Source organism: Enterobacter cloacae complex sp. 342H5 (assembly GCF_050030905.1).
Lineage (GTDB): Bacteria > Pseudomonadota > Gammaproteobacteria > Enterobacterales > Enterobacteriaceae > Enterobacter > Enterobacter intestinihominis.
The window spans coordinates 1,224,481-1,249,920 of record NZ_JBLGVB010000001.1; the positions used below are offsets into that span (position 1 = coordinate 1,224,481).

General features: G+C 58.9%; 20 protein-coding genes. 12 read left to right on the forward strand and 8 right to left on the reverse strand.

The window, feature by feature from the left end:
• Positions 1-246: 246 nt before the first annotated feature.
• The 4 genes from ACQG03_RS05935 to ACQG03_RS05950 all read left to right on the forward strand — a co-directional run bounded on the left by ACQG03_RS05935 (position 247) and on the right by ACQG03_RS05950 (position 4,705).
• Positions 247-1,482, forward strand: a complete 1,236-nt coding sequence (locus tag ACQG03_RS05935) for an MFS transporter (RefSeq protein WP_023299501.1) — start codon at positions 247-249, stop codon at positions 1,480-1,482.
• A gap of 15 nt (positions 1,483-1,497) precedes the next feature.
• Entirely contained in the window at positions 1,498-2,523 is a 1,026-nt protein-coding gene (locus tag ACQG03_RS05940) for a sugar phosphate isomerase/epimerase family protein (RefSeq protein WP_046620481.1), read from the forward strand.
• A complete protein-coding gene (locus tag ACQG03_RS05945; RefSeq protein ID WP_063163439.1) occupies positions 2,516-3,658 on the forward strand; it encodes a Gfo/Idh/MocA family protein in 1,143 nt (380 codons plus the stop codon). Before ACQG03_RS05940 ends, ACQG03_RS05945 begins: the two co-directional genes overlap by 8 nt.
• Positions 3,659-3,733: 75 nt before the next feature.
• Positions 3,734-4,705, forward strand: a complete 972-nt coding sequence (locus ACQG03_RS05950; RefSeq protein ID WP_022647325.1) for a LacI family DNA-binding transcriptional regulator — start codon at positions 3,734-3,736, stop codon at positions 4,703-4,705.
• Here the strand turns inward: ACQG03_RS05950 and ACQG03_RS05955 are convergent, their stop codons facing one another.
• Both ACQG03_RS05955 and ACQG03_RS05960 read right to left on the reverse strand, forming a co-directional pair.
• The gene (locus tag ACQG03_RS05955; RefSeq protein ID WP_022647326.1) at positions 4,706-5,950 is read right to left on the reverse strand and encodes a mechanosensitive ion channel family protein; all 1,245 of its coding nucleotides are present in this window, start codon (positions 5,948-5,950) and stop codon (positions 4,706-4,708) included.
• Positions 5,951-6,017: 67 nt separating this feature from the next.
• Positions 6,018-7,454, reverse strand: a complete 1,437-nt coding sequence (locus ACQG03_RS05960) for an MFS transporter (RefSeq protein ID WP_426726100.1) — start codon at positions 7,452-7,454, stop codon at positions 6,018-6,020.
• A 107-nt stretch (positions 7,455-7,561) separates the two neighbouring features.
• On the opposite strand from ACQG03_RS05960, the gene ACQG03_RS05965 reads away from it, so the two are divergent.
• On the forward strand, positions 7,562-8,431 hold the full coding sequence (locus ACQG03_RS05965) for a helix-turn-helix transcriptional regulator (RefSeq protein WP_022647328.1): 870 nt from the start codon (positions 7,562-7,564) through the stop codon (positions 8,429-8,431).
• A 152-nt stretch (positions 8,432-8,583) separates the two neighbouring features.
• A complete protein-coding gene (locus ACQG03_RS05970) occupies positions 8,584-9,186 on the forward strand; it encodes a hypothetical protein (RefSeq protein ID WP_023299508.1) in 603 nt (200 codons plus the stop codon).
• A 27-nt stretch (positions 9,187-9,213) separates the two neighbouring features.
• Here the strand turns inward: ACQG03_RS05970 and nfsB are convergent, their stop codons facing one another.
• From nfsB to ACQG03_RS05985, 3 genes are all read right to left on the reverse strand, one after another.
• A complete protein-coding gene (gene nfsB, locus ACQG03_RS05975; protein ID WP_003858884.1) occupies positions 9,214-9,867 on the reverse strand; it encodes an oxygen-insensitive NAD(P)H nitroreductase in 654 nt (217 codons plus the stop codon).
• Between the two features lie 120 nt (positions 9,868-9,987).
• A complete protein-coding gene (locus ACQG03_RS05980; RefSeq protein WP_022647330.1) occupies positions 9,988-10,356 on the reverse strand; it encodes an MmcQ/YjbR family DNA-binding protein in 369 nt (122 codons plus the stop codon).
• A complete protein-coding gene (locus tag ACQG03_RS05985; protein WP_023299509.1) occupies positions 10,346-10,936 on the reverse strand; it encodes a TetR/AcrR family transcriptional regulator in 591 nt (196 codons plus the stop codon). The genes ACQG03_RS05980 and ACQG03_RS05985 overlap by 11 nt, the downstream gene beginning before the upstream one ends.
• Before the next feature lie 192 nt (positions 10,937-11,128).
• Here ACQG03_RS05985 and ACQG03_RS05990 point away from each other — a divergent pair, with 192 nt between their 5' ends.
• Together ACQG03_RS05990 and ACQG03_RS05995 are read left to right on the forward strand one after the other, a co-directional pair.
• On the forward strand, positions 11,129-12,232 hold the full coding sequence (locus tag ACQG03_RS05990; RefSeq protein WP_022647332.1) for a RomA family MBL fold metallo-hydrolase: 1,104 nt from the start codon (positions 11,129-11,131) through the stop codon (positions 12,230-12,232).
• A gap of 32 nt (positions 12,233-12,264) precedes the next feature.
• Positions 12,265-12,606, forward strand: a complete 342-nt coding sequence (locus tag ACQG03_RS05995) for a RamA family antibiotic efflux transcriptional regulator (RefSeq protein ID WP_017694370.1) — start codon at positions 12,265-12,267, stop codon at positions 12,604-12,606.
• A gap of 106 nt (positions 12,607-12,712) precedes the next feature.
• Here the strand turns inward: ACQG03_RS05995 and ACQG03_RS06000 are convergent, their stop codons facing one another.
• A complete protein-coding gene (locus ACQG03_RS06000; protein ID WP_426726101.1) occupies positions 12,713-14,857 on the reverse strand; it encodes a TonB-dependent siderophore receptor in 2,145 nt (714 codons plus the stop codon).
• 123 nt (positions 14,858-14,980) lie between these two features.
• On the opposite strand from ACQG03_RS06000, the gene ACQG03_RS06005 reads away from it, so the two are divergent.
• Complete coding sequence (locus ACQG03_RS06005; RefSeq protein ID WP_063149188.1) at positions 14,981-16,549, forward strand: alpha/beta hydrolase-fold protein; 1,569 nt, start codon at positions 14,981-14,983, stop codon at positions 16,547-16,549.
• On the opposite strand, the gene ACQG03_RS06010 is transcribed toward ACQG03_RS06005, so the two are convergent.
• A complete protein-coding gene (locus tag ACQG03_RS06010) occupies positions 16,535-16,783 on the reverse strand; it encodes a DUF1158 domain-containing protein (RefSeq protein WP_003858875.1) in 249 nt (82 codons plus the stop codon). The genes ACQG03_RS06005 and ACQG03_RS06010 overlap by 15 nt on opposite strands.
• Before the next feature lie 488 nt (positions 16,784-17,271).
• Between ACQG03_RS06010 and ACQG03_RS06015 the strand changes: the two genes are divergently transcribed.
• The 3 genes from ACQG03_RS06015 to ACQG03_RS06025 all read left to right on the forward strand — a co-directional run bounded on the left by ACQG03_RS06015 (position 17,272) and on the right by ACQG03_RS06025 (position 24,321).
• The gene (locus ACQG03_RS06015; RefSeq protein ID WP_045307909.1) at positions 17,272-19,980 is read left to right on the forward strand and encodes a cation-transporting P-type ATPase; all 2,709 of its coding nucleotides are present in this window, start codon (positions 17,272-17,274) and stop codon (positions 19,978-19,980) included.
• Between the two features lie 111 nt (positions 19,981-20,091).
• Positions 20,092-21,156, forward strand: a complete 1,065-nt coding sequence (locus ACQG03_RS06020; protein ID WP_063163437.1) for an efflux RND transporter periplasmic adaptor subunit — start codon at positions 20,092-20,094, stop codon at positions 21,154-21,156.
• Between the two features lie 9 nt (positions 21,157-21,165).
• Entirely contained in the window at positions 21,166-24,321 is a 3,156-nt protein-coding gene (locus ACQG03_RS06025; protein ID WP_426726102.1) for an efflux RND transporter permease subunit, read from the forward strand.
• Here ACQG03_RS06025 and ACQG03_RS06030 read toward each other — a convergent pair.
• On the reverse strand, positions 24,251-25,372 hold the full coding sequence (locus ACQG03_RS06030) for a YbdK family carboxylate-amine ligase (protein ID WP_022647338.1): 1,122 nt from the start codon (positions 25,370-25,372) through the stop codon (positions 24,251-24,253). The genes ACQG03_RS06025 and ACQG03_RS06030 overlap by 71 nt on opposite strands.
• Positions 25,373-25,440: the final 68 nt, after the last annotated feature.

Here is a 25,440-nt window from a genome sequence, read left to right on the forward strand (position 1 = left end):
CCAAACCAGACCGCACCACACTGCCTGCCTTCACGCCCGGTGGCGCTGCGCTTACCGGGCCTACATGTTCGGGGACGTTATTTAGTAGGCCGGGTAAGGCGAAGCCGCCACCCGGCACCTCCGCTTCACCATTATCGTGACCCCTCTCCCAATTCTGTTTCGATCCACAGGATCTTTGTTTTGTAATCGATTACTTTCCATTTGGTCTAATTTGTAATCGATTACTTTTTCCGGGTGAGGCTTATCATGGTGTCAACTGAGAGTAGTGAAAAGGCGATAACGCAGCACCGGCTGCTGGTGCCGCGTCTGTCGCTGATGATGTTTCTGCAATTTTTTATCTGGGGTAGCTGGTCGGTCACGCTTGGCCTGGTGATGACCCGGCACAACATGTCACTGCTGATTGGCGATGCGTTCTCAGCTGGGCCCATCGCCTCCATTCTTTCGCCGTTCGTGCTCGGGATGCTGGTGGACCGCTTCTTCGCTTCACAGAAGGTGATGGCGGTGATGCACCTCGCGGGCGCGGCGATCCTCTGGTTCGTGCCGGGGGCGCTGATTGCTGAGAACGGCGCGCTGCTGATTGGCCTTCTGTTTGGCTACACGCTCTGCTACATGCCAACGCTGGCGCTCACCAACAACATCGCGTTCCACAGCCTGGCAAACGTGGATAAAACCTTCCCGGTGGTGCGCGTGTTTGGCACCATCGGCTGGATCGTGGCGGGCATTTTTATCGGCGTCACCGGCGTGGCGTCCAGCGTGACCATCTTCCAGGTGGCGGCGGTCAGCTCCGTGCTGCTGGCGCTCTATAGCCTGACGCTGCCGCACACGCCAGCACCGGCGAAAGGCCTGCCTGTGAAGGTGCGCGATCTCTTCTGCGCGGACGCCTTCGCGCTGCTCAAAACCCGCCACTTCTTCGTCTTCTCCGTCTGCGCAATGCTGATCTCCGTCCCGCTCGGCACCTATTACGCCTACACCGCCTCGTATCTGGCGGATGCCGGCATTGCCGACGTCAGCACCGCCATGTCCTTCGGGCAGATGTCTGAGATCGTCTTCATGCTGGTTATTCCGCTGCTGTTCCGCCGCCTGGGCGTGAAATATATGCTGCTGATCGGCATGCTGGCGTGGTTCGTGCGTTATGCCATGTTCGCGCTGGGCGTCAGCGAGGAGGGGCGCATTCTGCTGTATCTCGGCATTCTGCTGCACGGCGTCTGCTACGATTTCTTCTTTGTCGTCGGCTTTATCTATACCGACCGCGTGGCGGGCGAAAAGGTCAAAGGTCAGGCGCAGAGCATGATCGTGATGTTCACCTACGGCATCGGCATGCTGCTCGGCTCGCAGATTTCAGGGGCGCTTTACAACCGCCTGGTGGCAGGGCAGACCGTGCCGCAGGCGTGGGTTACATTCTGGTGGATCCCGGCGGTGGCTGCCGCGGCGATCGCGCTGATTTTCCTTCTCACGTTTAAGTATGACGATGACAAGGCGTAATGTTCTGGAGGTGGTATGAGGACAATGAAAGGACCGGGTATTTTTCTGTCGCAGTTTATTGGCGGGGAAGCGCCCTTCAACACGCTCGACGGGCTGGCAGGATGGGCGGCGTCGAAGGGTTACAAAGCGGTGCAGATCCCCTGCAACCATCCGCATATCTTTGATGTGGAGAAAGCCGCAGAGAGTCAGGCCTACTGCGACGACATCACCGCTAAGCTGGCCGCGCACGGGCTGGTCATCAGCGAGCTGTCGACCCATCTGGAAGGGCAGCTTGTGGCGGTGAACCCGGTTTACAGCGAGGCGTTTGACCACTTCGCACCCGCATCCGTGCGCGGTAACGATGCGGCGCGTCAGGCGTGGGCGACGGAAAAACTGAAGCAGGCGGCGGTCGCCTCGGCCCGATTAGGGCTGAAAGCGCACGCCACCTTCTCCGGCTCGCTGGCCTGGCCGTTTTTCTATCCGTGGCCGCCGCACAACGAGCAGCGTTTTCAGGAGGCGTTCGAGGCGCTGGCAACCCGCTGGCGGCCGATACTGGATACCTTCGACGAGCAGGGCGTGGACGTCTGCTTTGAGCTGCATCCGGGGGAAGATCTGCACGACGGCGTAACCTTCGAGCGTTTTCTGGCGCTGGTGGATAACCATCCGCGCTGCAACATACTCTACGACCCGAGCCACATGCTGCTTCAGCAAATGGATTACCTGACCTTTATTGATCTCTACCATGCGCGCATTAAAGCGTTCCATGTCAAGGACGCGGAGTTCCGCCCCAGCGGGCGCAGCGGCGTCTACGGCGGCTACCAGCCGTGGATCAACCGCGCCGGACGTTTTCGCTCGCTGGGTGACGGGCAGATCGACTTTAAGGGCATCTTCAGCAAGCTGACCCAGTACGACTACGACGGCTGGGCGGTGCTGGAGTGGGAGTGCTGCCTGAAGGATGGCGATACCGGCGCGAGTGAAGGCAGCGAATTTATCCGCCGCCACATTATTCCCGTTTCCGGACGGGCGTTTGATGATTTCGCCGCAGGGGGCAGCCATGATTAACGTCGGGATTATCGGCAGCGGGTTTATTGGCCCGGCACACATCGAGGCGCTCAGGCGTCTCGGGTTTGTGCAGGTGGTCGCGCTCTGCGACGGTTCGCTCGTTAAGGCGCAGGAAAAGGCGCGCCAGCTAAATGTGCCGCATGCTTACGCCAGCGTGGAAGAACTGCTCGCGCACTCCAATCTGCATGCGGTGCACAACTGCACGCCGAACCACCTGCACGCGGAGATTAACCGCCAGATCCTGCGCGCGGGCAAGCACGTGTTTTCCGAAAAGCCGCTGTGCATGACGCCGGACGAGGCGCGCGAGCTGGTGGCGCTGGCAGAGCAGGCGGGCGTGGTGCATGGCGTGAGCTTTGTCTATCGTCAGTTTGCGATGGTGCGCCAGGCGGCGAGCATGATGCGCGCGGGCACCCTCGGGCGGCTGTTTGCCTCGCACGGCAGCTATTTGCAGGACTGGATGCTGCTGGAAACCGACTACAACTGGCGGGTGGATGCCGCGCTCGGCGGCGCATCGCGGGCGGTGGCGGATATCGGCTCCCACTGGTGCGATACGGTGCAGTATGTCACCGGCAGGCGCATTACTGAGGTGATGGCTGATTTATCCATCGTCTGGCCGACGCGCAAGGCTAACGTGGCGGGCAGTCAGACGTTTACGCACGACGAACATGCTCACTATGAAGATAAACTGGTCACTACCGAAGACTTCGGCTCGGTGCTGTTGCGTTTTGACGACGGCAGCAAGGGCAGCTTTAGCGTCTCGCAGGTGAGCGCGGGGCGAAAAAACCGCCTGACCTTTGAAATTAACGGCAGCGAGCAGTCGGTGGCGTGGGATCAGGAAACCCCGCAGCAGCTGTGGATCGGCCATCGCACCCGGGCAAACCAGACGCTCAGCGACGATCCGGGTTTGATGAACCGTGATGTGGCCGACAGCGCCCATTTCCCCGGCGGACACATTGAAGGCTGGCCGGATGCTTTTAAAAATATGATGGCGCAGTTTTACCGTGCCGTGCAGGCGGGAGCGATGCCGGATAATCCGCAGTTTGCCACCTTCCACGATGGCGCCAGTGTGATGTATATCCTTGATGCGATTGTGAAAAGCCATCAGCTGCAGCGCTGGGTGCGTGTGGAATACTGACGCATTGCCCGGTTCGCCGGGCAACCAATTTATGGTAGCCTGCACAAAACGCTAACCGCAGGATGTATCGTCGCTATGTCAATTCAGAAAATCGCTCAACTGGCCGGGGTATCCGTGGCAACGGTCTCTCGCGTACTGAATAACAGCGATACCGTGAAGGCGAAAAACCGCGAGCGCGTTTTGCAGGCGATCCAGGAGAGTAACTACCAGCCCAATCTGCTGGCGCGTCAGCTGCGCACCGCCCGCAGCTATATGATCCTGGTGATGGTCTCGAACATCGCCAACCCGTTCTGTGCCGAAGTGGTGAAGGGCATCGAAGCCGAGGCGGAGAAAAACGGCTACCGCATTCTGCTGTGCAACTCCGGCTCGGATATTGAGCGCTCCCGCTCGGGCTTAAGCCTGCTCTCCGGCAAAATCGTCGATGGCATTATCACCATGGATGCGTTCTCGAAGCTGCCGGAGCTGGCCGCGCTGATTGGCAACGCGCCGTGGGTGCAGTGCGCCGAATACGCCGATGCGGGCGCGGTCTCCTGCGTGGGGATTAACGATGTTGATGCCTCCCAGCACGTTGTCAGCCAGCTTGCCGACGAGGGCCGCAAACGCATTGCGCTCATCAACCACGACCTCAGCTACAAATATGCCCGTTTGCGCGAACGCGGCTATAAGAGCGTCATACACCTGCGGGATCTGGACTATCAGGCGGTGGAGTACGCCAGTGAGCTCAGCTCCAGTGCGGGCATGGCGGCGATGCAAAATCTGTTAAAAGCAAACCCGCCGGATGCGGTGTTTGCCGTTTCCGATACGCTGGCGGCGGGGGCGCTGCGCGCCATTCAGCAGGCAGGGCTGCGGGTGCCAGAAGATATCGCGGTGGTGGGTTTTGACGGCACCGAGCTGGCGGAGATGATTTCTCTCACCACCATTGAACAACCGTCGCGGGATATCGGGCGCAAGGCGGTCAATCTGCTGTTAAATAAGATCGACAACCCGGATGCGCCCACGGAAAGGGTCATGATGGACTGGCGCTTTATTTCCCGCGCCAGCACCTGATTATCTGGCGATGACGCCAGCCAGCGAGCGAATATCGTTTCCGGTTGGCGACTGGTGAATACGCAGGCCAAATTCATCCACCACCGCGAAAATATGATCGAAGATGTCGGCCTGAATATCTTCGTATTCTGCCCAAATCACCGTGTTGGTAAAGGCATATATTTCAATCGGCAGCCCGTTGGCATCGGGCGCGAGCTGGCGCACCATCAGCGTCATATCTTTACGAATACGCGGGTGGTTACGCAGATATTCATTCAGATAGGCACGGAAGGTGCCGATATTGGTCATCTTGCGCAGGTTTAATACCGATTCCCCTTCGCCGTTCTGCTGATTCCACAGGTTAATTTCCTCGTGACGCGCGGCCAGATACGGCTTCAGTAGTTTCGCCTGAATCAGTTTCTGCTGCTCCTGCTCATCGAGGAAATGAATGCTGGTGGTATCGATATTCAGGCTACGCTTGATGCGGCGACCACCGGAGGCTGACATGCCGCTCCAGTTGATGAACGCGTCGGACACCAGCGCCCAGGTCGGGATGGTGGTGATGGTGTTATCGAAGTTGCGCACTTTAACGGTGGTCAGGCCGATGTCGGTCACCGTGCCGTTGGCCCCGTATTTCGGCATCTCCAGCCAGTCCCCGAGCTTCAGCATGTCGTTGGCGGAGAGCTGAATACCGGCCACTAAGCCCAGTATCGGGTCTTTAAAGACCAGCATCAGAACGGCAGCCATCGCACCCAGGCCGCTTATCAGAATGGCGGGTGACTGACCGATCAGAAGGGAGATAATTAATATTCCCACCAGAATGGCGCTCACCAGCTTGATGCCCTGGAATATCCCCTTCAGCGGCAGCTGTGATGCGGTGGCCATTTTCTGCGACAGATTAAAAATCACATCCAGTAGCGAGAAGAAGGAGAGCAGGGCATAGACCATCACCCACAATTTTGCGCAGGTGGTGAGCATTTCCGCCGCTTCGCTGCCTTTTTGCAGCCACAGAACCGCCTGAACGTTGACGATTATCCCCTGGAGGGTAAACGCCAGACGGTGAAATAACTTGTTCTGCGTAATGATCTGCAACCATAAATGGCTGCTGGCCTGCGCGCGTTTTTCGAAGGCGCGCAGCACCACTTTGTGAAGAATAAAATGAACGATAATGGCTGTAAGAAAAATAATACCAAAGATAATCACTAAAGAGGTGGTGTGATTAATTTCAATCCCTAACTCTTCAACCTGAGCAATTAATTCCTGCATAACGTCTCCTGTATTGATGCAGCCCCATAATGGCGGCTGCGGATCTATTATGCAAATTCAGGCAGTTTTATTTTGTCGCCGGACAGGCCTTGACGACCGGTAAACACAGACGATGGCGCATACGCAGCGTGGCCACTGCCAGCACCCCCATCATGGCCGTTTCCACCATCAGGAAGACGTTGACTGCCTGGGTGTAATCTCCGTGATGATTTTGCAGCCCGTGCAGCAAAATCGCGACGAAAATGGCCGGGCCAAGCCCCAGCGCAGCCTGTTGCAGCGTGCTTAAAATCGCGCTCGCGGACCCCGCGTCGTCAGGCTGAATATCGCGCATCCCGATACGGTAGAAGCTGTTTACAATCAGCGCCTGCCCGTAACCCACCAGCCCGGTGGCCGGGGCCAACGTCAGCGCGGTATTCTGCATTCCCCAGTGACGGAACGTGGCGATCAGCGCCACCAGGCCGACAAGCTGAATCGCAAGCCCGGTCAGCAGGATGGCGCTGGTGCTGTAGCGGGCAATCAGGCGTGGGGCGAACCAGGCGGAAATAAAATAGGTGACGCCGAGCGCGATAAAGCTGTTCCCGGACTGCCACGGCGCCATCCCCAGACCGCTTTGCATGGTCAGCGCCATACAGAACATAAACCCGGACCAGACGCTGAAAAAGAGTATCCCGATCAGCACGCCAAAACGGATGCTGCGCAGCTGCAACAGGCGCGGCGCGATGAGCGGGTGGGCATCTTCTCGCTCTTTCTTACGCGCGTTTAACACCATCAAATAGACCAGCGGCACAATCGCCAGCAGCGCGGCCTTCAGCGGCCACGACCAGTGCCACTGCGGGCCGAGCGCCATCGGGAAAAGCAGACAGCACAGTATCGCCGTCAGCAGGATAGTCCCGGTCCAGTCAATGCGCGACGGCGTGTCGCGGCGGGTTTCCGGTACGTAGCGACGGCTCAACGCCAGCACCACCAGACAAATCGGCACGTTGATAAAGAAGGCGTTACGCCAGCCAAGCCCGGCGATGTCCGCCGACACCAGCCAGCCGCCACCCATCTGGCCGACGATAAACGCAATACCGCCGATACCGCCGAACAGACTGATCGCTTTGGCGTGTGCCGTTCCTTTTAACGTCACGTGCAACGTCGCGAGAATTTGCGGCATGATCAGCGCGGCGCCCGCGCCCTGAATAATGCGCGCGGCAAGCAACTGTTCGATATTGCCCGCCATGCCGCACAGCAGCGAGGCCAGGCCAAAACTCGCCACGCCCCACATAAACAAGCGACGGCGGCCAAGGTTATCGCCCAGCTTGCTGCCGGGGGCCAGGCAGACGGCAAAGGCCACGCCGTAGAGGGCGACGATCAGCTCCAGTTCGGTGGCGGTGGCGTGTAACGAATGGGTGATGGAATCCAGCGCCACGTTGGTGATCGAGGTATCAATCAGCGGCAGCATCTGGCCGGTTAACAGCAATATCAGGCCCGCACGACCCGGTGAAACAACTGACGTATTCATGGTGACTCCATTGCGTCAAACAGCGTAGAGTCGTAGCATCAACCATCTGATAAACGGGTACCAGTTCTTACTTATACTGGTACTGGCACTACCATGCAGGAGATGTTATGGCGCTGATGTCTGAACCTGTCACCTCTCTCCAGGATGACACCCGTAAGCAGCTGGGCGCGTTTTTGCGTGCCCGGCGCGAAAGCCTCGATCCGCAGCGGCTCGGCTTACCGCGCAGCGGCCGTCGCCGCACGCCGGGCCTGCGCCGGGAGGAGGTAGCGATGCTCGCGGATGTCGGTGTGACCTGGTACACCTGGCTGGAACAGGGCCGGGACGTCAATCCGTCCAGCGCGGTGATGGCCGCCATTGCAAAAGCGCTGCAATGCACCCCGACCGAAGCCCGGCATCTTTTTGTGCTTGCCGGTTTGCCGCCGGGCGAAGCCCCGCAGGCGGTGTGCTGTGAGGGGATCAGCGAAGGCACGCGTCGCCTGCTGGATACCCTGATGCCGAAGCCTGCCAGTATTCAGAAACCGAATTTCGATATCGTGGCGTGGAACGACAGCTTCGGACACCTGATGGGCGTCGATTTCAACGCTATCCCGCCGGAAGATCGCAACTGTATTTACCTGTTCCTCACCCATCCGGCGTGGCGCGCGCGGCTCGGCAAACGTGACGACGTGCTGCCGATTTTCGTCTCCTACTTCCGCGCGGCAATGGCTGAGCACCGTGGCGACCCGCTCTGGGAAGCGAAGCTGGCGCGTTTTTTTGCGGTGTCTGAGGAGTTCAAAACCCTGTGGCACCAGCGTAACGACGTGCGCGGCGTGGAGAACCAGCTCAAGCTGTTCACCCATCCCGAGCTGGGGGATTTTCATCTCCAGCAGATGTACTGGTACTCTGCGCCGCGAAACGGATCGCGGCTGCTGGTCTATTTACCGGTGGACGAGGCGGGTGAGAGGGCGATGGCATGGCTGGAGGCGCAGGGGAAATAATTTTTTGCGAGGGGCTTTCAGGGAATAAGAGCTGGCTCTGCTAAGCGGATGAGACAGGTATAAGGTGGCGTTTAACTTAAACCAACCGACTGAATCGACATCATTTCGATGAGGGATTAAGTCGACTATACTCACGCCATGAGAAACAACAAATGTCGCCACTGATGATTGATTCCGCAGACTTCAGCCAAAAACTCGGCCTTATCTCCCGAAACGTCGAACACACCGAAGCGTTCCTGGCACGAGGTACGGCGGATTTTCATCTGCCGGGGTTTCTGCTGCCTGTGGGATACCGGCTCCTGAAATCGCGTTATGGTGATGAATATCGTCTCGTGACCACCGATGACGGCAAACCTTATACGGCGTATGCCGTAAAGCTTAAATTTCATAAAGAAATTACCTTTCCCCACGGTGCCGCCACGCAGGTGATGGTGTGGCGTACGCCACGTGCCGTTCATCAACGCGTGATAAGCGGGTTGCCACAACTCTTTTTTCAGTGGGTGCTAAGCGAATACGACATCGTTGTCTCTGACAGCGAACAAACGGGAGACGGGCAACGGTTCTGGCTGCGCATGATCGACTGGGCGTTTACCATGAACTATCGCATTAGCGTGGCGGACGGTACGGTGGGAGAAGAGTGGACGTTAACGCCCGTAAATTCCTACGCTGAGCTGGAAGAGCGCTGGATTGCTTTTGCCTGGGGAAACGATCGTGAGGTCCATCCGCATCGCAGGCTTGTCATCAGTAAAGCGTAACGGGCCGCATGCAGCGGCCCATTTTCATTAGCATTCAGTCACAATCGTGCTCAGCGGCAGGCGAGACTTCGGCAGCGTGGCATTGAAATCCTCAACGCTGTGATGCCCAACCGGCACCACCACCAGGCTGGTGAAGCCTTTCTCTTTCAGGCCGAACTCTTCGTCGAGGATTGCGGCATCGAAGCCTTCAATCGGCACTGCGTCCAGGCCCATCGCGGCCACGCCCAGCAGGAAGTTGCCGACGTTCAGGTAAACCTGCTTCGCCATCCACTGGTCGTCATCTTTCAGATCCACGCGGTGCATGTCGGCAAAATAGCACCGGCCTTTGTGGTTCGCGGCTTTTGCTTCTGGCGTGGCGAAACGGCCGTCAGCCTCTTCCTGATCGACGACGCGCTCAAGCCAGGCATCGTCCATCGCGGTTTTCGCGCAGAACACCACCACGTGAGAGGCATCCAGCATTTTGCGTTCGTTAAACACATAGGTGCCCGCCGCGGATTTTGCCACGCGCGCTTTACCCTCTTCAGTGCTGGCAACAATAAAGTGCCACGGCTGGGAGTTGGTGCTGGACGGGCTGTATTGCAGCAGCGTTTTGATTTTTTCCGCTTCTTCTGCGGTCAGTTTTTTGGCTGGGTCGAACGCCTTGGTAGAGTGGCGTTTCAGGGCGACAGAAATAATATCCATAACAACTCCTGGTGATGAAATTCGCCCGCGGGCGGGCGTGAAAGGAAAGCAGATTACCGCGCGAAGCGGGAAAAGATAAGTGCGATTCGAGCGCTTATTCTGTTCGTCTCAGACGAACAATCAGGCTGGCCGAATCCACTTCTGATCTTTTTTCGGCAGTTTATCAACGACCAGATTCCACGAATCCGTAATCAGGTCGGTGACCAGTTCAGGCGTGATGTCGTCCGTGCCATAAAGGGAGATCCAGTGTTTTTTATTCAGATGGTAGCCAGGCTCCACGCCACGGTAGATCTGCTGATTGAGCAGCGATTTTTCCGGATCGGATTTCAGGCTGACGTGGGCCCGACCGTGAGCGGTCGCCATCAGCATAAAAATTTTCCCGCCCACCTTAAACACGTCATACTCCGGGCCAAACGGCCAGCAATGTTCGGTAAAAGGCATTTCCAGCGCGACGCGTCTGGCATGTTCCTGCAAGGCTTTACTGTCCATGGCTCTCTTCCTCAGCAAGCCCGCGCCACATGGCTTCAAAGCCCAGCGCTTTAAAATCGACGGCACGGGACGGATCGCGCGCGGCAAACTCCATGGTGGTTTCAGCCAGCGATAAGAATATTGCATCACCGAAGGTCTTAAACTCGTCAGACATAAACACCGGGCGCACCGAGCGGTGACACAGTTCGTGTATTTCCGGGAACATGTCTTTCACCGCCTGCTCGGTTTCAATGTTCAGCTTTTCACTGACGCCAATCTGGCGGATAGCCGCATGCGCCAGGGGGTTACGAATGCCCCAGTCCACATAGCTATTCCAGATATTACGGGTATGCTCTTTTGGCTGGGTGATGGTGCGATCGAGGTTTGCCAGCATGGTCTGGCAAAGATCCTGCTTCAGATGCAGATAGAGGGCATTCAGCAGATCGTCTTTGGTAGCAAAGTAGCGAAACAGTGTCCCTTCAGCGACGCCCGCATTACGGGCAATTAACGCCGTTGAGGCGGCAATACCTGACTGCGCAAACGCAGCCGTTGCTGCTTCCAGTAAGGCCTGTTTTTTATCTTCACTCTTCGGACGTGCCACTAAATTTTTCCTCCCGTCAATTGTAAAAACCCTGATTGAAACACGTGCTTTGCCACGCTGCAACGCGGAATGTCAAAGATCGAAAACCTTCTTGACGGCGTAATCATCCTATCTATAATGAGTGCTTACTCACTCATAATCAAGTTCAACCCGCGCAAACTATCGGACAGGGCGCGTTGGCGGGTCAGGATAATGAAAAAGCCTCTATTCATCTGCGTGGTGTTAGTCATGATTATTGCTTCAGCTGCCAGTTTACCGTTTGTACTGAATGCCGGATTTGGCCAGCCACCGCAGGGTGCGCAGCTCTCTGAAGTGGAGGCCTCTCCGCACTATCGCGACGGGCAATTCCATAACACGCTCCCTACGCCGGGCTTTACCGGGCAACAAAATATGCTGGTGGCGTGGTGGCAGTTTCTTACCCGTAAAACCGAAAACGCCCGTCCTGCGCAGCCGCTGCCGCTGGTGAAAACCGATCTGGCGAGCCTGTCGCCTGAACAGGACACGCTGGTGTGGCTCGGCCACTCCTCCTGGTATATGCAGCTGGCGGGGCAACGAATCCTGATCGATCCGGTTCTGAGTAACTACGCCGCACCGTTCTCCTTCCTCAATAAAGCCTTTGCGGGGGAGTACCCGTGGCGTGCGGAGAGCATGCCGGAGATCGACCTGCTGATTATCTCCCACGATCACTATGATCATCTGGATTACGCCACCATCAAGGCGCTGCTGCCGAAGGTTAAGCGCGTGGTCACCCCGCTGGGCGTGGGTTCGCATCTGCGCTACTGGGGGATGAACCCTGAGATTATCGACGAGCGGGACTGGAACCAGTCGGTACGTATCAGCGATGCGCTGACGGTTCACGTGTTGCCGGCGCGCCATTTTTCCGGGCGCGGCATTAAGCGTAACCAGACCCTGTGGGGCAGCTTTATGTTTGTCTCTCCGGAGCAGAAGGTCTACTACAGCGGAGACTCCGGTTATGGCCCGCACTTCAAAGCGATTGGCGAGCAGTTTGGCGGAGTGGACTTAGCCATTATGGAAAACGGCCAGTACGACCAGGACTGGAAGTACATCCATATGCATCCGGCGGAAACGGCGCAGGCCTCGGCAGATCTCAATGCCAGAGCGGTCGTACCGGGACATAACGGGCGTTTTGTGCTGGCGAAACATACCTGGAACGATCCACTGATCCAGCTGGCGAAAGCCAGCAAGGATAAAAACTACCGGCTGCTGACACCGGAGCTGGGCGAGCCCGTGCGGGTGAGTGATACCACGCAACAATTTCGCGAGTGGTGGGAATAATGTTTAAGCGAGAAGCAGAGGGGGAGAGCAGTATGACGATTTCCGCTCAGGTCATTGATACGATTGTCGAATGGATTGATGACAACCTACACCAGCCGTTACGCATCGAAGAGATTGCCCGCCATGCGGGTTACTCAAAATGGCATTTACAGCGGCTGTTTATGCAGTACAAAGGCGAAAGTCTGGGGCGCTACATCCGCGAACGCAAGCTGCTGATGGCGGCGCGCGATCTGCGTGAGTCAGACGAGCGCGTGTACGATATCTGCCTGCGCTACGGGTTTGACTCGCAGCAGACGTTTACCCGCATCTTTACCCGCACCTTCAACCAGCCGCCCGGGGCGTACCGCAAAGAGAACCATAGCCAGACACATTAACATGTCGCGTGTAGGCCGGGTAAGGCGTAGCCGCCACCCGGCTTTTTTGTGGGCTCGGTGCCCGTAATTGCCCGGTGGCGCTGCGCTTACCGGGCCTACAAATCCCTTACCACCGATAATTCACCGTCGCCGTCACCGTCCGGCCAATCCCGTAGAAGCACGCCGTATCGCTTGCGCATGACGCCACATACTTCGTGTCCGCCACGTTATTGACGTTGAACTGCACGCTTGCCCCTTTCAGGCTGCGGTTCATCTCGCCCAGATCGTAGCGCAGCATCGCGTCATACAGATCCACCGATGGCACCTTAAAGGTGTTCTTCGCATCGCCGTAGCTGGTGCCGATGTAGCGCATCCCCACGCCAGCGGTCAGGCTCTTCAGCACGCCGCCCGGAACGGTATAGCTGGCGAACGCCGATGCCATATGCGCTGGAATGCGCGCAGGCGTTTTGCCTTCTGTTCCCGCCACCGTGGTGCTTTCGGTTTTTGCATCGGTATAAGTGTAGGAGCCAATCAGGTTGATGTTATCCATCAGCGTGGCGTGGATTTCCGCTTCAGCGCCTTTCGAACGCACCTTGCCCGCATTTTCGAACCAGCCTTCAGCGCTGTTATAGGTCGCTACGTTGTCCTGAGTTAAATCGTACAGCGCGAGAGTCATCAGCGTGGTGTCGACCGGCTGATATTTCAGGCCAATCTCGGTCTGCTCCCCGGTAGTTGGCCTGAATGGCGCGACGCCCGGCGCACGGTTGGTTTGCAGGTTCGGCTCAAACGACGTGCTGTAGCTGATGTACGGCGAGAGACCAAAATCGAACGCGTACAGCAGGCCAGTGCGCCAGGTAAATTTGCTGTCGTTCTGCTGCGTAAAGCTATTATCGGTGAAGTCGTTGGTACGCACTTCGCTCCAGTCGTAGCGCCCGGAAACCAGCCACTCCCAGTTGTTCCAGCTCATCTGATCCTGAAGATACAGCCCCATCTGGTCGAGATTTTGCTGCTCGTCGGAGGCCGTTTTGAAGGTGCTTTCATCCACGTTCACGCCGTAAACCGGGGTTGTCCAGTCGAGGTCATACTGTGAGCCGCTCCCGCGCGCCAGCAGCTGTTTATCCTTGCTGGTCTTGTAATCAAACCCGCCGAGCAGGGTATGGCTGACGCTCCCGGTCTCCAGCAGATATTCCAGCTGGTTATCGAGGCCAAATTCATTGGTCGTGCGCTCTTCACGCTGGGCGCGACGGGTCAACACCGTGCTGTTGGCCGCGCTGTTGGCGTAAACCAGATAACGGTATTTCTGCTTGATGGTGGCGTAACGGGCGTTCTGGCGGAAGGTGAGGTTGTCGGCGAACTGGTGTTCCAGCTCGTAGCCAATCATCGTCTGCTCGCGCCAGGACTGATTGTAATTCGGATCGCTGACGTTAAAGTCGCGCGGGATGTACTTCCCGTCGACGCTTTTCACCGTGCCATACGCGGGCAGGAAGTTGCGGTATCCGGCATCCGGATCTTTCTGGTAGCTGGTCAGCAGCGTAAAGCGGGTCTGATCGTTCGGATACCAGGTGATCGCCGGGGCGATCGCCATCCGCGTCTCTTTATAATCGCCCACCTGATTATGCTGCGTACGGGCGATACCGTTCACGCGATACAGTACGCGGCCGTCGTCGCTCAGCCTGCCGCCGAAATCAAACGCACCTTCGGCGAGATCGTTATTGCCGGTGCGGAACTGCACGTTGTGAATGGCCTCCGCCGTCGGGCGCTTGCTGGTCATGCTGATTAACCCGCCAGGATTCACCTGACCAAACAGGACCGACGCCGGGCCGCGCACCAGCTCCACGCGCTCCAGCAGCCACGGGTCAACTGTGCCCGTCTGTGATGAGGCCGTTGCGCCAAAGCTTAAGCCGTCGAGGAATTTTGGCACGTAGCTAAAACCGCGCACAAACACCTCGTCGTTACGGTTAGACGAGCCCCGGTATTCGGTAAACACGCCCGCCGAGTAGCGCAGCGCCTGCGAAACGGATGTGACGTCCTGCATGTTCATTTGATCGCGGGTGATCACCGATACCGACTGCGGCGTCTTCACAATCTCCGCGCTGGTCTTGGTGGCGGAGAGCGTTTTCGTCGCCACAATGCCTTTTACGGGCGCAGTGGGCTCTTCACTCACGCCCTGCGTCACCGTAATCGTTTCTTCTTTCATTTCTGCATGAGCCGCGACGCTGGTCGTCGCCAGACTCATCAGCCAGAGATACATTATCTTATTATTTTTAAACATTTTTATTGAACGTCCTTGGTTGCTATCGCCATAAAAACACCGGTAAATCGCCGTTGATGATATTGCAAATTATTACCATTTGCATTAGCGTTATTAGCAAATTTCGTTGGGGAACAAGCGGTAATGAAGAGGGTATGGAGTGGGTTGCTGTTGGGGATCGGCGCGCTGCCCGCCGTGGCGGCAACGTGCGAGCAGTCGTCCCGGCAGGGCGATGTTCAGGGAAAGTTTGATGCCAGCGGCGAAGTCTGCTTCTCCCTGCCTGAACTGGGTGAAAATTACGTTTCCGCCACGCTGAATGGCGTGACGGATGCGCGCCTGCTGGATGGGCAAAACCGCCGCATTCGCACGCTGATCGAAAATGGTCCTGCGGACGGGGAACACACGCTGCTGTTTGCCCTGCCGGTGAAACAGAACACCTCGCTGGTGCTACACGGCGAAGCCGGTAAGCCGTGGCGTTTTCAGTGGCGGATGAAAGAGACCTCTCCGTTACCACGCGTGCAGATGCTGGCGCCAGAAAGCCCGACGCTAAAGGCGCTGGCAAACGTCATTTCTGCCGGTGGAAGTACCGAGGCGTTCTGGCAGGCGCAGCGTCGACAGGGAACGCCAATGGTGGAACCGGTAGATGCGAACCATAAGCGCGTGACCTTTCTGTGGCGCGGCGCGCGGGATAACGTCTTCATTCTCGGCTCTCCGGCGGGGGATCACGATCCGCTGTTCCGCCTGGGCAACAGCGACGTCTGGTTCCGCAGCTACGTGGTCCCCGCTGATACGGTGATGCAATATAAGCTCGCCCCCGATGTGCCGATCGTTGAAGGCTCTGCCCGCGATCAACGCCGCGCCATCCTGGTGAGCGCACAGGCCGATCCGCTTAACCCGAACACCTTTGGGGAGCAGAAGGCGGATCGATGGAACCGTTACTCGCTGCTCGATCTCAGCCCGGCGCGCTACTGCTCCGTTCAGGCCACGGCAAAGCCGCTGGTGCACGGGACGTTGAGCCGTCAGAGTTTTTCCAGCCACATCCTCGGCAACGCCCGCGACGTGATGATCTACAAACCGCGCGGCGCACAGCCCGCACGCTGGACGTTAATTCTGTTCGACGGGCAGATTTATCAGGACGAATACCATTTTGCCAACGTGCTGGACGGTCTGATTGCCCGGCATCACCTGCCACCGATTAACGTGGTGTTTATCGACAGCCTCGATCACGCCCGTCGCGGCAACGAGCTGCCGCCGAACCCGGAATTTGCTGACTTTATGGCGCACGAGCTGCTGCCGTGGCTGCGCGGGCTGGGCATCGCGATGCAGCGGCAGAAAACGGTGCTGGCGGGGTCGAGCTACGGGGGAATTGCCTCGTCATGGGTGGCGCTGCGCTATCCGCGCCTGTTTGGCAACGTGCTGAGCCTTTCCGGCTCCTACTGGTGGGCGCCGAAAGGTGACGCCCCCGGCTGGCTGACGCGTCAGTACCAGCAGTCGCCGCCGTATCCGGTGCGCTTCTGGTTACAGGCCGGAAAGTTTGAAACCACGGGGCCGGGCGGCGGCATTTATCGCACCACGCAGGATTTTGAACAGGTGCTGAAGGAAAAAGGCTATCGCGTCAGCTTCCACCCCTCATCCAGCGGCCACGACTACGCGGCCTGGTGTGAAGCACTGATCCACGGGATGCGCGATCTTACTGGCTTACGACGCCAGTGAAAACCAGCGGCGCCAGATGAAACGCAGGATAAAGAATTCGATGGCGCCGAGCACCAAAAACCACAGACAGAACAGAATGGTGTACAGCTGATTCAGATCGACCATATGAAAGGTCTGAACCAGTTTCTGCGCCAGCACCAGACCCAGCGACGGCGCAGGTAACAGCAGACACGAGAGCAGGGCCATCAGCAAAATGCCCCCTGCGGTGAGCAGCGATTCTAACGGGTGTTTCATCTTAATGTTAATCGTGAGTTAAAAATGTCATTGTCCGGCATCCTGAAACGTAAAGCAATATCATCCCCACTGGCAAAATTGAGTGAAAGGCCACCGTTATTCTGCGAGTTAATAACGGAAAATAGATAATATTTCCGGGGCGATTAAATTAATATCGCGTAATGTAAATAAACGTCTTTTTCACGAAAATAATTTTACAAAGCTATAGGTGCTATATCCAATTAACGTCGCAATAACAATGGCTGCGACAATGTATAACGCCAGGCGCCGCCCGCGATAAATACCAAACATGCTTCCTCCTCGTTTAGTGTTGGTTTAGAAATATTTTGTAAAAATCAACGCGTCGAAATAATTTTAATCAGTTTTGAATAACCGGATAGTCAATATATTGCGGTAGATCAATTTAACCCGCAAGACTTAAAAATGAATTATTTAAAGCCAGAAAGGAATTCCGGCTTCCGTCCACCGGATATTGAAGGAAAAATACCATGACCAAAAAAAATTTCTCGCAGAATATGCCACCCGCAGGCGGGCAGGCGTACCAGCAGACCGTAGAGCAGGTGCTTGCTCAGGCGCAGAGCCAGGCGAATGGCCTGGACCGCACCGAGGCGCAGGCACGTTTGCAGAAGCATGGCCCGAACGCGCTGCCGGAGAAAAAAGGCAAGCCGGGCTGGCTGCGTTTTCTCGCGCATTTTAACGATGTCCTGATTTACGTCCTGCTGGCTGCCGCCGTATTAACGGCTGTAATGGGACACTGGGTTGATACGCTGGTTATCCTGGGTGTGGCGGTAATCAATGCCTTAATTGGCCACATTCAGGAAAGTAACGCAGAAAAATCCCTGAAGAGTATTCGCAATATGCTCTCCAGCGAGGCGCGCGTAATTCGTAATGGTAACCATGAAACCATCCCGACGACGGAAATCGTCCCGGGCGATATTATTGTGTTGCGCGCAGGAGATCGTATTCCGGCGGATATGCGCTTAATAGAAGCGCATAATTTACGCGTGGAAGAGGCAATTCTGACCGGCGAATCCACCGTGGTGGATAAACACATTAATCCGCTGAGCGGTGAATTGCCGCTGGGCGACCGCACCAATATGGTCTTCTCCGGGACGACCGTAAGCGCGGGCGGTGGCGTTGGCCTGGTCACCGCGACCGGTAAGGATACGGAGCTCGGCCACATCAACCAGATGATGGCGGGCATTGAAAAGCACCGCACCCCGCTGCTGGTGCAGATGGACAAGCTGGGCAAAGCGATTTTCGCCATCATTCTGGCGATGATGGCCGCGCTGTTTGTCTTCAGCCTGGTGTTCCGCGAGATCCCGATGGGCGAGCTGCTGCTCTCCCTGATTAGCCTGGCGGTAGCCTCCGTACCGGAAGGTCTGCCGGCGATTATCTCCATCATCCTCTCTCTGGGCGTACAGGCGATGGCGCGTAAGCGGGCGATTATCCGCAAGCTGCCGACGGTTGAAACCCTGGGCGCGATGACCGTGGTCTGCTCGGATAAAACCGGCACCCTGACCATGAACGAGATGACGGTGAAAGCCATCATTACCGCCGATACGTGCTATCGCGTGGACGGCAACAGCTACGAGCCGGTGGGCAACCTCTACCTCGAAGGCAGCGACGAGCCGGTGCAGATCCAGCCGGGCACCGTGCTGGAGCAGTACCTGCGCACCATCGACCTGTGTAACGACAGCCAGCTGATTCAGGACGAGCGCGGCCTGTGGGGCATCACCGGCGGCCCGACCGAGGGCGCGCTGAAGGTGCTGGCGGCAAAAGCCCACCTCGCACCGGTCGAGACCACCCTGGTCAACAAGATCCCGTTCGACTCGCAGTACAAGTACATGAGCACCCACTACCAGATTGGCGGTGAGGAGCAGATTTTGATCACCGGCGCGCCGGACGTGATTTTCGCCCTGTGTGAGCAGCAGCAGACCCGCAACGGTGCGCAAGCCTTTGACCGCGCGTACTGGGAAACGGAGATGGAGCGCTATGCGCGTCAGGGGCTGCGCATGGTCGCCGCGGCGTTCAGGCCAGCGAACGGTGAGCAGGCACTGACTCACGACGACCTGAGCCACGGCCTGATCTTCCTCGGCATTGCCGGGATGATGGATCCGCCGCGTCCGGAAGCGATTGAGGCGATTAACGCCTGCCAGCAGGCGGGGATCCGCGTGAAGATGATCACCGGGGATCACCCGCAGACGGCGATGAGCATAGGCCAGATGCTGGGGATCACTAACAGCGAGCAGGCGGTCACCGGCTATGAGCTGGAGAAGATGGACGACGCCGAGCTGGCCGAAGCGGCGGTGAAGTATGACATCTTCGCCCGTACCAGCCCGGAGCATAAGCTGCGCCTGGTGAAAGCGTTACAGGACAAAGGCGAAATCGTCGGTATGACCGGTGACGGCGTGAACGATGCGCCAGCGCTGCGTCAGGCGGATGTGGGTATTGCGATGGGCATCAAAGGCACGGAAGTCACCAAAGAGGCGGCGGACATGGTCCTGACGGACGATAACTTCGCCACCATCGCCAGCGCGGTGAAAGAGGGGCGTCGCGTTTACGACAACCTGAAGAAGACCATTCTGTTCATCATGCCGACCAACCTGGCGCAGGGGCTACTGATTGTGATTGCGCTGCTGGCGGGGAACATCATTCCGCTGACGCCGGTGCTGATCCTGTGGATGAACATGGCGACCTCCGCCACGCTCTCCTTCGGCCTGGCCTTCGAGGCCGCCGAGCGCAACATCATGCGCCGCCCGCCGCGTCAGACCGGGCAGCACGTGATGGACGCCTACGCCGTATGGCGCGTGGCTTTCGTCGGCACCATGATTGCCATCGCCGCCTTTGCGCTGGAAGCCTGGCTGGCCCCGCGCGGGCACAGCGCGGAGTTCATCCGCACCGTGCTGCTCCAGATGCTGGTCTGCGCCCAGTGGGTGTACATGATTAACTGCCGCAACACCGAAGGGTTCTCCCTGAACCGCGGCCTGCTGGCGAACAAAGGGATCTGGCTGGTAACGGGCGTACTGTTCCTGCTCCAGGCGGCGATTATCTACCTGCCGTTTATGCAGATGCTGTTCGGCACCGAAGCGCTGCCGCTGCGCTACTGGTTCGTGACGCTGGCGGTGGCGGGGGTGATGTTCTTCGTCGTCGAAATCGAGAAGCGACTGACCCGCAGGTTCCGTAAAGCTGCATAACTAAAACCTTATCCCTCATCCTGCCCTCTCCCCAACGGGGAGAGGGTGTTCAAGTTCCCTCTCCCCTTTGGGGAGAGGGTTAGGGTGAGGGGAAAATACTGAGGTACTCCCATGAAACTCCCACTTCTGTTCGCGCTCCTCGCCGCTACCCTGCCGCCCGCATTCGCCGCAGTCATTCCCGTGCGTGTCGCCACCGTGGAGCAGACCGCCCACGCCGCCGAACGTCAGATCCCGGGTCGCATCGAAGCGATTCACACCGTTGAACTGCGCGCGCGTACGGAAGGCGTCATTACCAAAATCCACTTCCGCGACGGCCAGTACGTGAAAAAAGGTGACGTGCTGTTCGAGCTGGACGACGCCGAGCCGCGCGCCGCCCTGCGCCTGGCGCAGGCCGAAGTGAAAAGCGCCGAAGCCACGCTGCGTCAGGCGCAGCAGCAGCTGTCCCGCTTCGAAAGCCTGGGCAGCAGCAACGCCATCAGCCGCCACGATGTGGACAACGCCCGCATGCAGCGCGACGTTGCCAGCGCCGCGCTGGAGCAGGCGAAAGCCCGTCTCGACACCCGCAGCGTCACCCTCAACTACACGCGCATTACCTCACCGATTGACGGACGCGTGGGGCACAGCAACTTTCACGTCGGCAGCCTGGTGGATCCTGCCAGCGGTGTGCTGGTGGAGGTGGTCCAGCTCGATCCGATCCGCATCGCCTTTGCGCTGGAAGAGGGCGCGTTTGCCACCAAAGCCGGACAGCATGCGGATATCAGCGCCATGAAACAGGCCTGGCAGGCGCTGATTGACAGCAACGGCCAGCGCGTCAGCGGGGAACTCACCTCCGTGGACAACCGCATCGACCCGCGTACCGCCAGCGTGATGCTGCGCGCCGAGTTCGCCAACCCGCGCCATCAGCTGCTGCCCGGCGGCAATGTGAACGTCTACCTGCGTCCGGCAAGCGAGCTACCGGTGCTGACCCTGCCCGCCGCTGCCGTACAGCAGAATGGCGACGGGTTCTTCGCCTGGGTGGTTAACGCCGAGGATAAAGCCGAAATGCGTCCGCTGAAGGTCGCCGGGCAGATGGGCCAGCAGTTCCAGATTGCCTCCGGCGTTAAGCCCGGTGAGCGAGCAATTACTGACGGTGCGCAGCGCGTGCAGCCTGGCGCTGCCGTTCAGATACTGAATTAAGGAGCCATCATGCTGACGTTTTTCATCAAACGCCCGCGCTTTGCGATGGTGATTGCGCTGGTCATCACCCTGCTGGGGGCCATCGCGCTGAGGATTATTCCGGTGGAGCAGTACCCGCAGATCACACCGCCGGTCGTGAATGTGTCAGCGTCATGGCCGGGCGCCAGCTCGGCTGACGTGGCGGAGGCCATCGCCACGCCGCTGGAGACGCAGCTGAACGGGGTGGATCATATGCTCTATATGGAGTCCACCAGTTCGGATGAGGGCTCTTACAGCCTGAACATCACCTTTGCGGCGGGCACCGATCCGGATCTCGCCGCCATCGACGTGCAGAACCGCGTGGCGCAGGCCGTGGCGCAGCTGCCGACCGAGGCGCAGCAAAACGGCGTGCAGGTGCGCAAGCGCGCCACCAACCTGATGATGGGGGTAAGCCTTTACTCACCGAACAACACCCACACGCCGCTGTTCGTCAGCAACTACGCCAGCACCCAGGTGCGCGAGGCGCTGTCGCGTCTGCCGGGCGTCGGGCAGGTACAGATGTTTGGCGCACGGGACTACAGCATGCGCATCTGGCTGCGTCCGGACCGCATGAACGCCCTGAACGTGACCAGCGATGACGTGGCGCAGGCGCTGCGCGAGCAGAACGTGCAGGGGGCGGCGGGCCAGGTCGGCACGCCGCCGGTGTTTAACGGCCAGCAGCAGACGCTGACCATTAACGGGCTGGGGCGCTTAAACCAGGCCGACGACTTTGCCAATATCATTATCCGCGCCGGGGAGATGGGGCAGCTGGTGCGCCTGAAGGACGTCGCCACCATTGAGCTTGGCTCGCGTAGCTACAGCTCGGGCGCGCAGCTGAACGGGCATGACTCCGCCTACCTTGGCATCTACCCGACGCCGTCCGCTAACGCCCTGCGCGTGGCCGATGCGGTGCGCGCGGAGCTGGAATGGTTATCCACGCGCTTCCCGGACGATCTGGTCTATGAAGTCAAATTCGACACCACCTCGTTTGTGGCCGCTACCATCAAAGAGATTGGCGTCTCGCTGGCGCTGACGATGCTGGCGGTGGTGGTCGTGGTGTCCCTGTTCCTGCAAAGCTGGCGCGCGACGCTGATTGTCGCCCTTGCCATTCCGGTGTCGCTGGTGGGCACCTTTGCGGTGCTCTACGCGCTCGGCTACTCCGCGAACACGCTCAGTCTGTTCGCCATCATTCTGGCGCTGACCATGGTGGTGGATGACGCCATCGTGGTAGTGGAGAGTGTCGAAACGCTGATGGCGGAAGGGCAGAGCCGCACGGCGGCGACCGCGCTGGCGCTGCGTCAGATTGCCGGGCCGGTGATTGCCACCACGCTGGTGCTGCTGGCGGTGTTTGTACCGGTGGCGCTCCTGCCGGGGATCGTGGGCGAGCTGTACCGCCAGTTCGCGGTGACGCTCTCGACCGCCGTCACGCTCTCAAGCCTCGTGGCGCTGACCCTGACGCCCGCGCTCTGCGCGATGCTGCTGCGCCCGCGTCCGGCACAGCCCGCCGCCGTTTTCCGTGGGTTCAACCGCGGGCTGGACGCCACGCGCACGCTTTACACCCGGATCGTGAGCGTGTTCAACCTCCGTCCGTGGCTGGCGCTGCTGGCCACCGCAGGCGCGGCGGCGGTGGTGGTATTCAGCTTTATGTCGATGCCAAAGGGCTTCCTGCCCCAGGAGGATCAGGGCTACTTCTTTGCCAGCGTCCAGCTGCCGGAGGCAGCCTCGCTGGAGTGCACCGAAGCGGTGATGACCACCGCGCGCGAGCTGATCGCTAAAAACCCGGCGGTGGAAGACGTGATTCAGGTCTCCGGGTTTAACATCCTCAACGGCACCAGCGCATCGAACGGCGGGTTTATCTCCATCATGCTCAAAGACTGGAGCGAGCGTCCGCCGCTGGATGAGGTGATGGGCACCCTTCAGCGCCAGCTGCTGGCCCTGCCGGAAGCCACCATCATGACCTTTGCACCGCCGACGCTGCCGGGGCTGGGCAACGCCTCCGGCTTCGATCTGCGCATTCAGGCACAGGCGGGGCAAAGCCCGGCGGAGCTGGAGCGCGTAACTCGCGAGGTGCTGGCGAAAGCCAACCAGCATCCGCAGCTGAGCCGCGTGTTCACCACCTGGAGCAGCAACGTGCCGCAGATGACGCTCACCGTTGACCGTGAGCGCGCGGCCCGCCTCGACGTGCCGGTGTCGCGCATCTTCAGCAGCCTGCAAACCGCCTTTGGCGGCACGCGCGCCGGGGATTTCAGCGTCAACAACCGCGTCTACCACGTGGTGATGCAGAACGAGATGCAGTGGCGCGAGCGCGCAGAGCAAATCAGCGAGCTGTTCGTGCGCAGCAACAGAGGCGAGCGGGTGCGTCTGAGCAACCTCGTCACCATCACGCCGACCGTCGGCGCGCCATTTATTCAGCAGTACAACCAGTTCCCGTCGGTATCGGTGAGCGGCTCGGCAGCGGAAGGGGTGAGCAGCAGCACCGCAATGGCGGCGATGGGCGAGATTCTGGCGGAAAACCTGCCAGCCGGGTACGACTACGCCTGGAGCGGCATGTCGTATCAGGAGCAGCAGACCGGGAATCAGGCGATATGGATTGTGCTGGCGGCGGTGGTGATGGCGTGGCTGTTCCTCGTCGCCCAGTATGAGAGCTGGACGCTGCCGGCGAGCGTGATGCTCTCGGTGCTGTTCGCCATCGGCGGAGCGCTGGTCTGGCTGTGGCTGGCAGGCTATGCCAACGACGTGTACGTGCAGATTGGTCTGGTGCTATTGATAGCCCTCGCCGCCAAGAACGCAATTCTTATTGTGGAGTTTGCCCGCGCCCGTCGTATGGACGGAATGGCGATTGTCGATGCCGCGCGGGAAGGGGCATCACGCCGCTTCCGCGCGGTAATGATGACCGCCGTGTCGTTCATCATCGGCGTATTGCCGATGATGCTGGCGACCGGAGCCGGTGCCCAGAGCCGCCGTATCATTGGCACCACGGTGTTCAGCGGCATGCTGGTAGCCACCGTGGTGGGGATAGTGTTCATCCCGGCGCTGTTCGTGCTGTTCCAGCGCCTTCGCGAGTGGGGGCACGGCCTTACGGACTCGTCGCCCACAGCTCACAGTGCTTCTGCACCAGAGAAATCAGCGAGCCGCCATCGGCGATAAAGTCCCGCATGCGCTGCGCCTCGCTCTTGCCCTGCTTTAACAGCAGGGCAATTTCCTTGATGGCGCTCGTCGCGCCGAGTTTCTCGGCCGACGGTGCAACCTGCTCCAGCAGCCAGGCGATATCCTCCGCCACGGTTTTGTGCTCGCCGGTATGCACGTCCGTCAGAATGCCTTCCAGCCCGTAGCGACAGGCCTGAAAACGGTTAAAACGGTACAGCAGAAAATCCCGTTCCTGATGCTTATAGGGCCGCGCAGTCAGCAGCCAGTGCGACGTCGCCTGAATAAGCCCGGCGATGTTAATGGCGTGACCGAGCGTCAGCGGCGTATCCATCACCCGCACCTCTACGGTGCCAAAGTGCGGGCTGGGGCGGATGTCCCAGTGCAGATCCTTAATGCTGTCGATCATGCTGGTGGAACTCAGGCGGCGGAACAGCCCCTCGAACTCCTGCCAGCTGTTGACCCACGGCATCTGGCCGTTATCCGGGAACCCGGAAAATATGTTGAGCCGCGACGAGGAAAACTTGGTGTCCGTGCCCTGCATATAAGGCGACGACGCGGCGAGGGCGATAAAGTGCGGCACGAAGCGCGACAGGCCGTGCAGCAGGTAAATCGCGTCGTCCCCGTTTCGGCATCCCACGTGCACGTGCTGGCCGAACACCGTCGCCTGCAAAATCAGATAGCCAAAGCGCTCCAGCGTGACGTTATAGCGCTCGTCGTCACACACCTCCTGCCGCTGCCATTTCTGGAACGGGTGCGTGCCGCCGCCACAGATCTGGATGTGCTGCTCCGACGCCGCCCGCAGGATGCTCTGCTGCATCACGGAGAACTGCGCCGCCGCCTGGTCGATGGTCTGGCATACGCCGGTGGCGATTTCGAGCATGCTTTCGGTGATGTCGTGTTTGACTTCGCCCCCTTTGATGTCGTCTTTGACGGCGGCGATGAGGGCAGAGGAGTCCTGGCTCAGATCGTAACCCGGCGGGTTAACCACCTGGAGTTCGAGCTCAATGCCGAGGGTATAAGGTTCAGAGGACTTGAAATCGGGTAAGGGCATGGCGCACTCCGTTGTCTGTTATGTGTTGAGTATAGACAATGGGCGTGGCGCGCTCTTTTCAGGGTGGT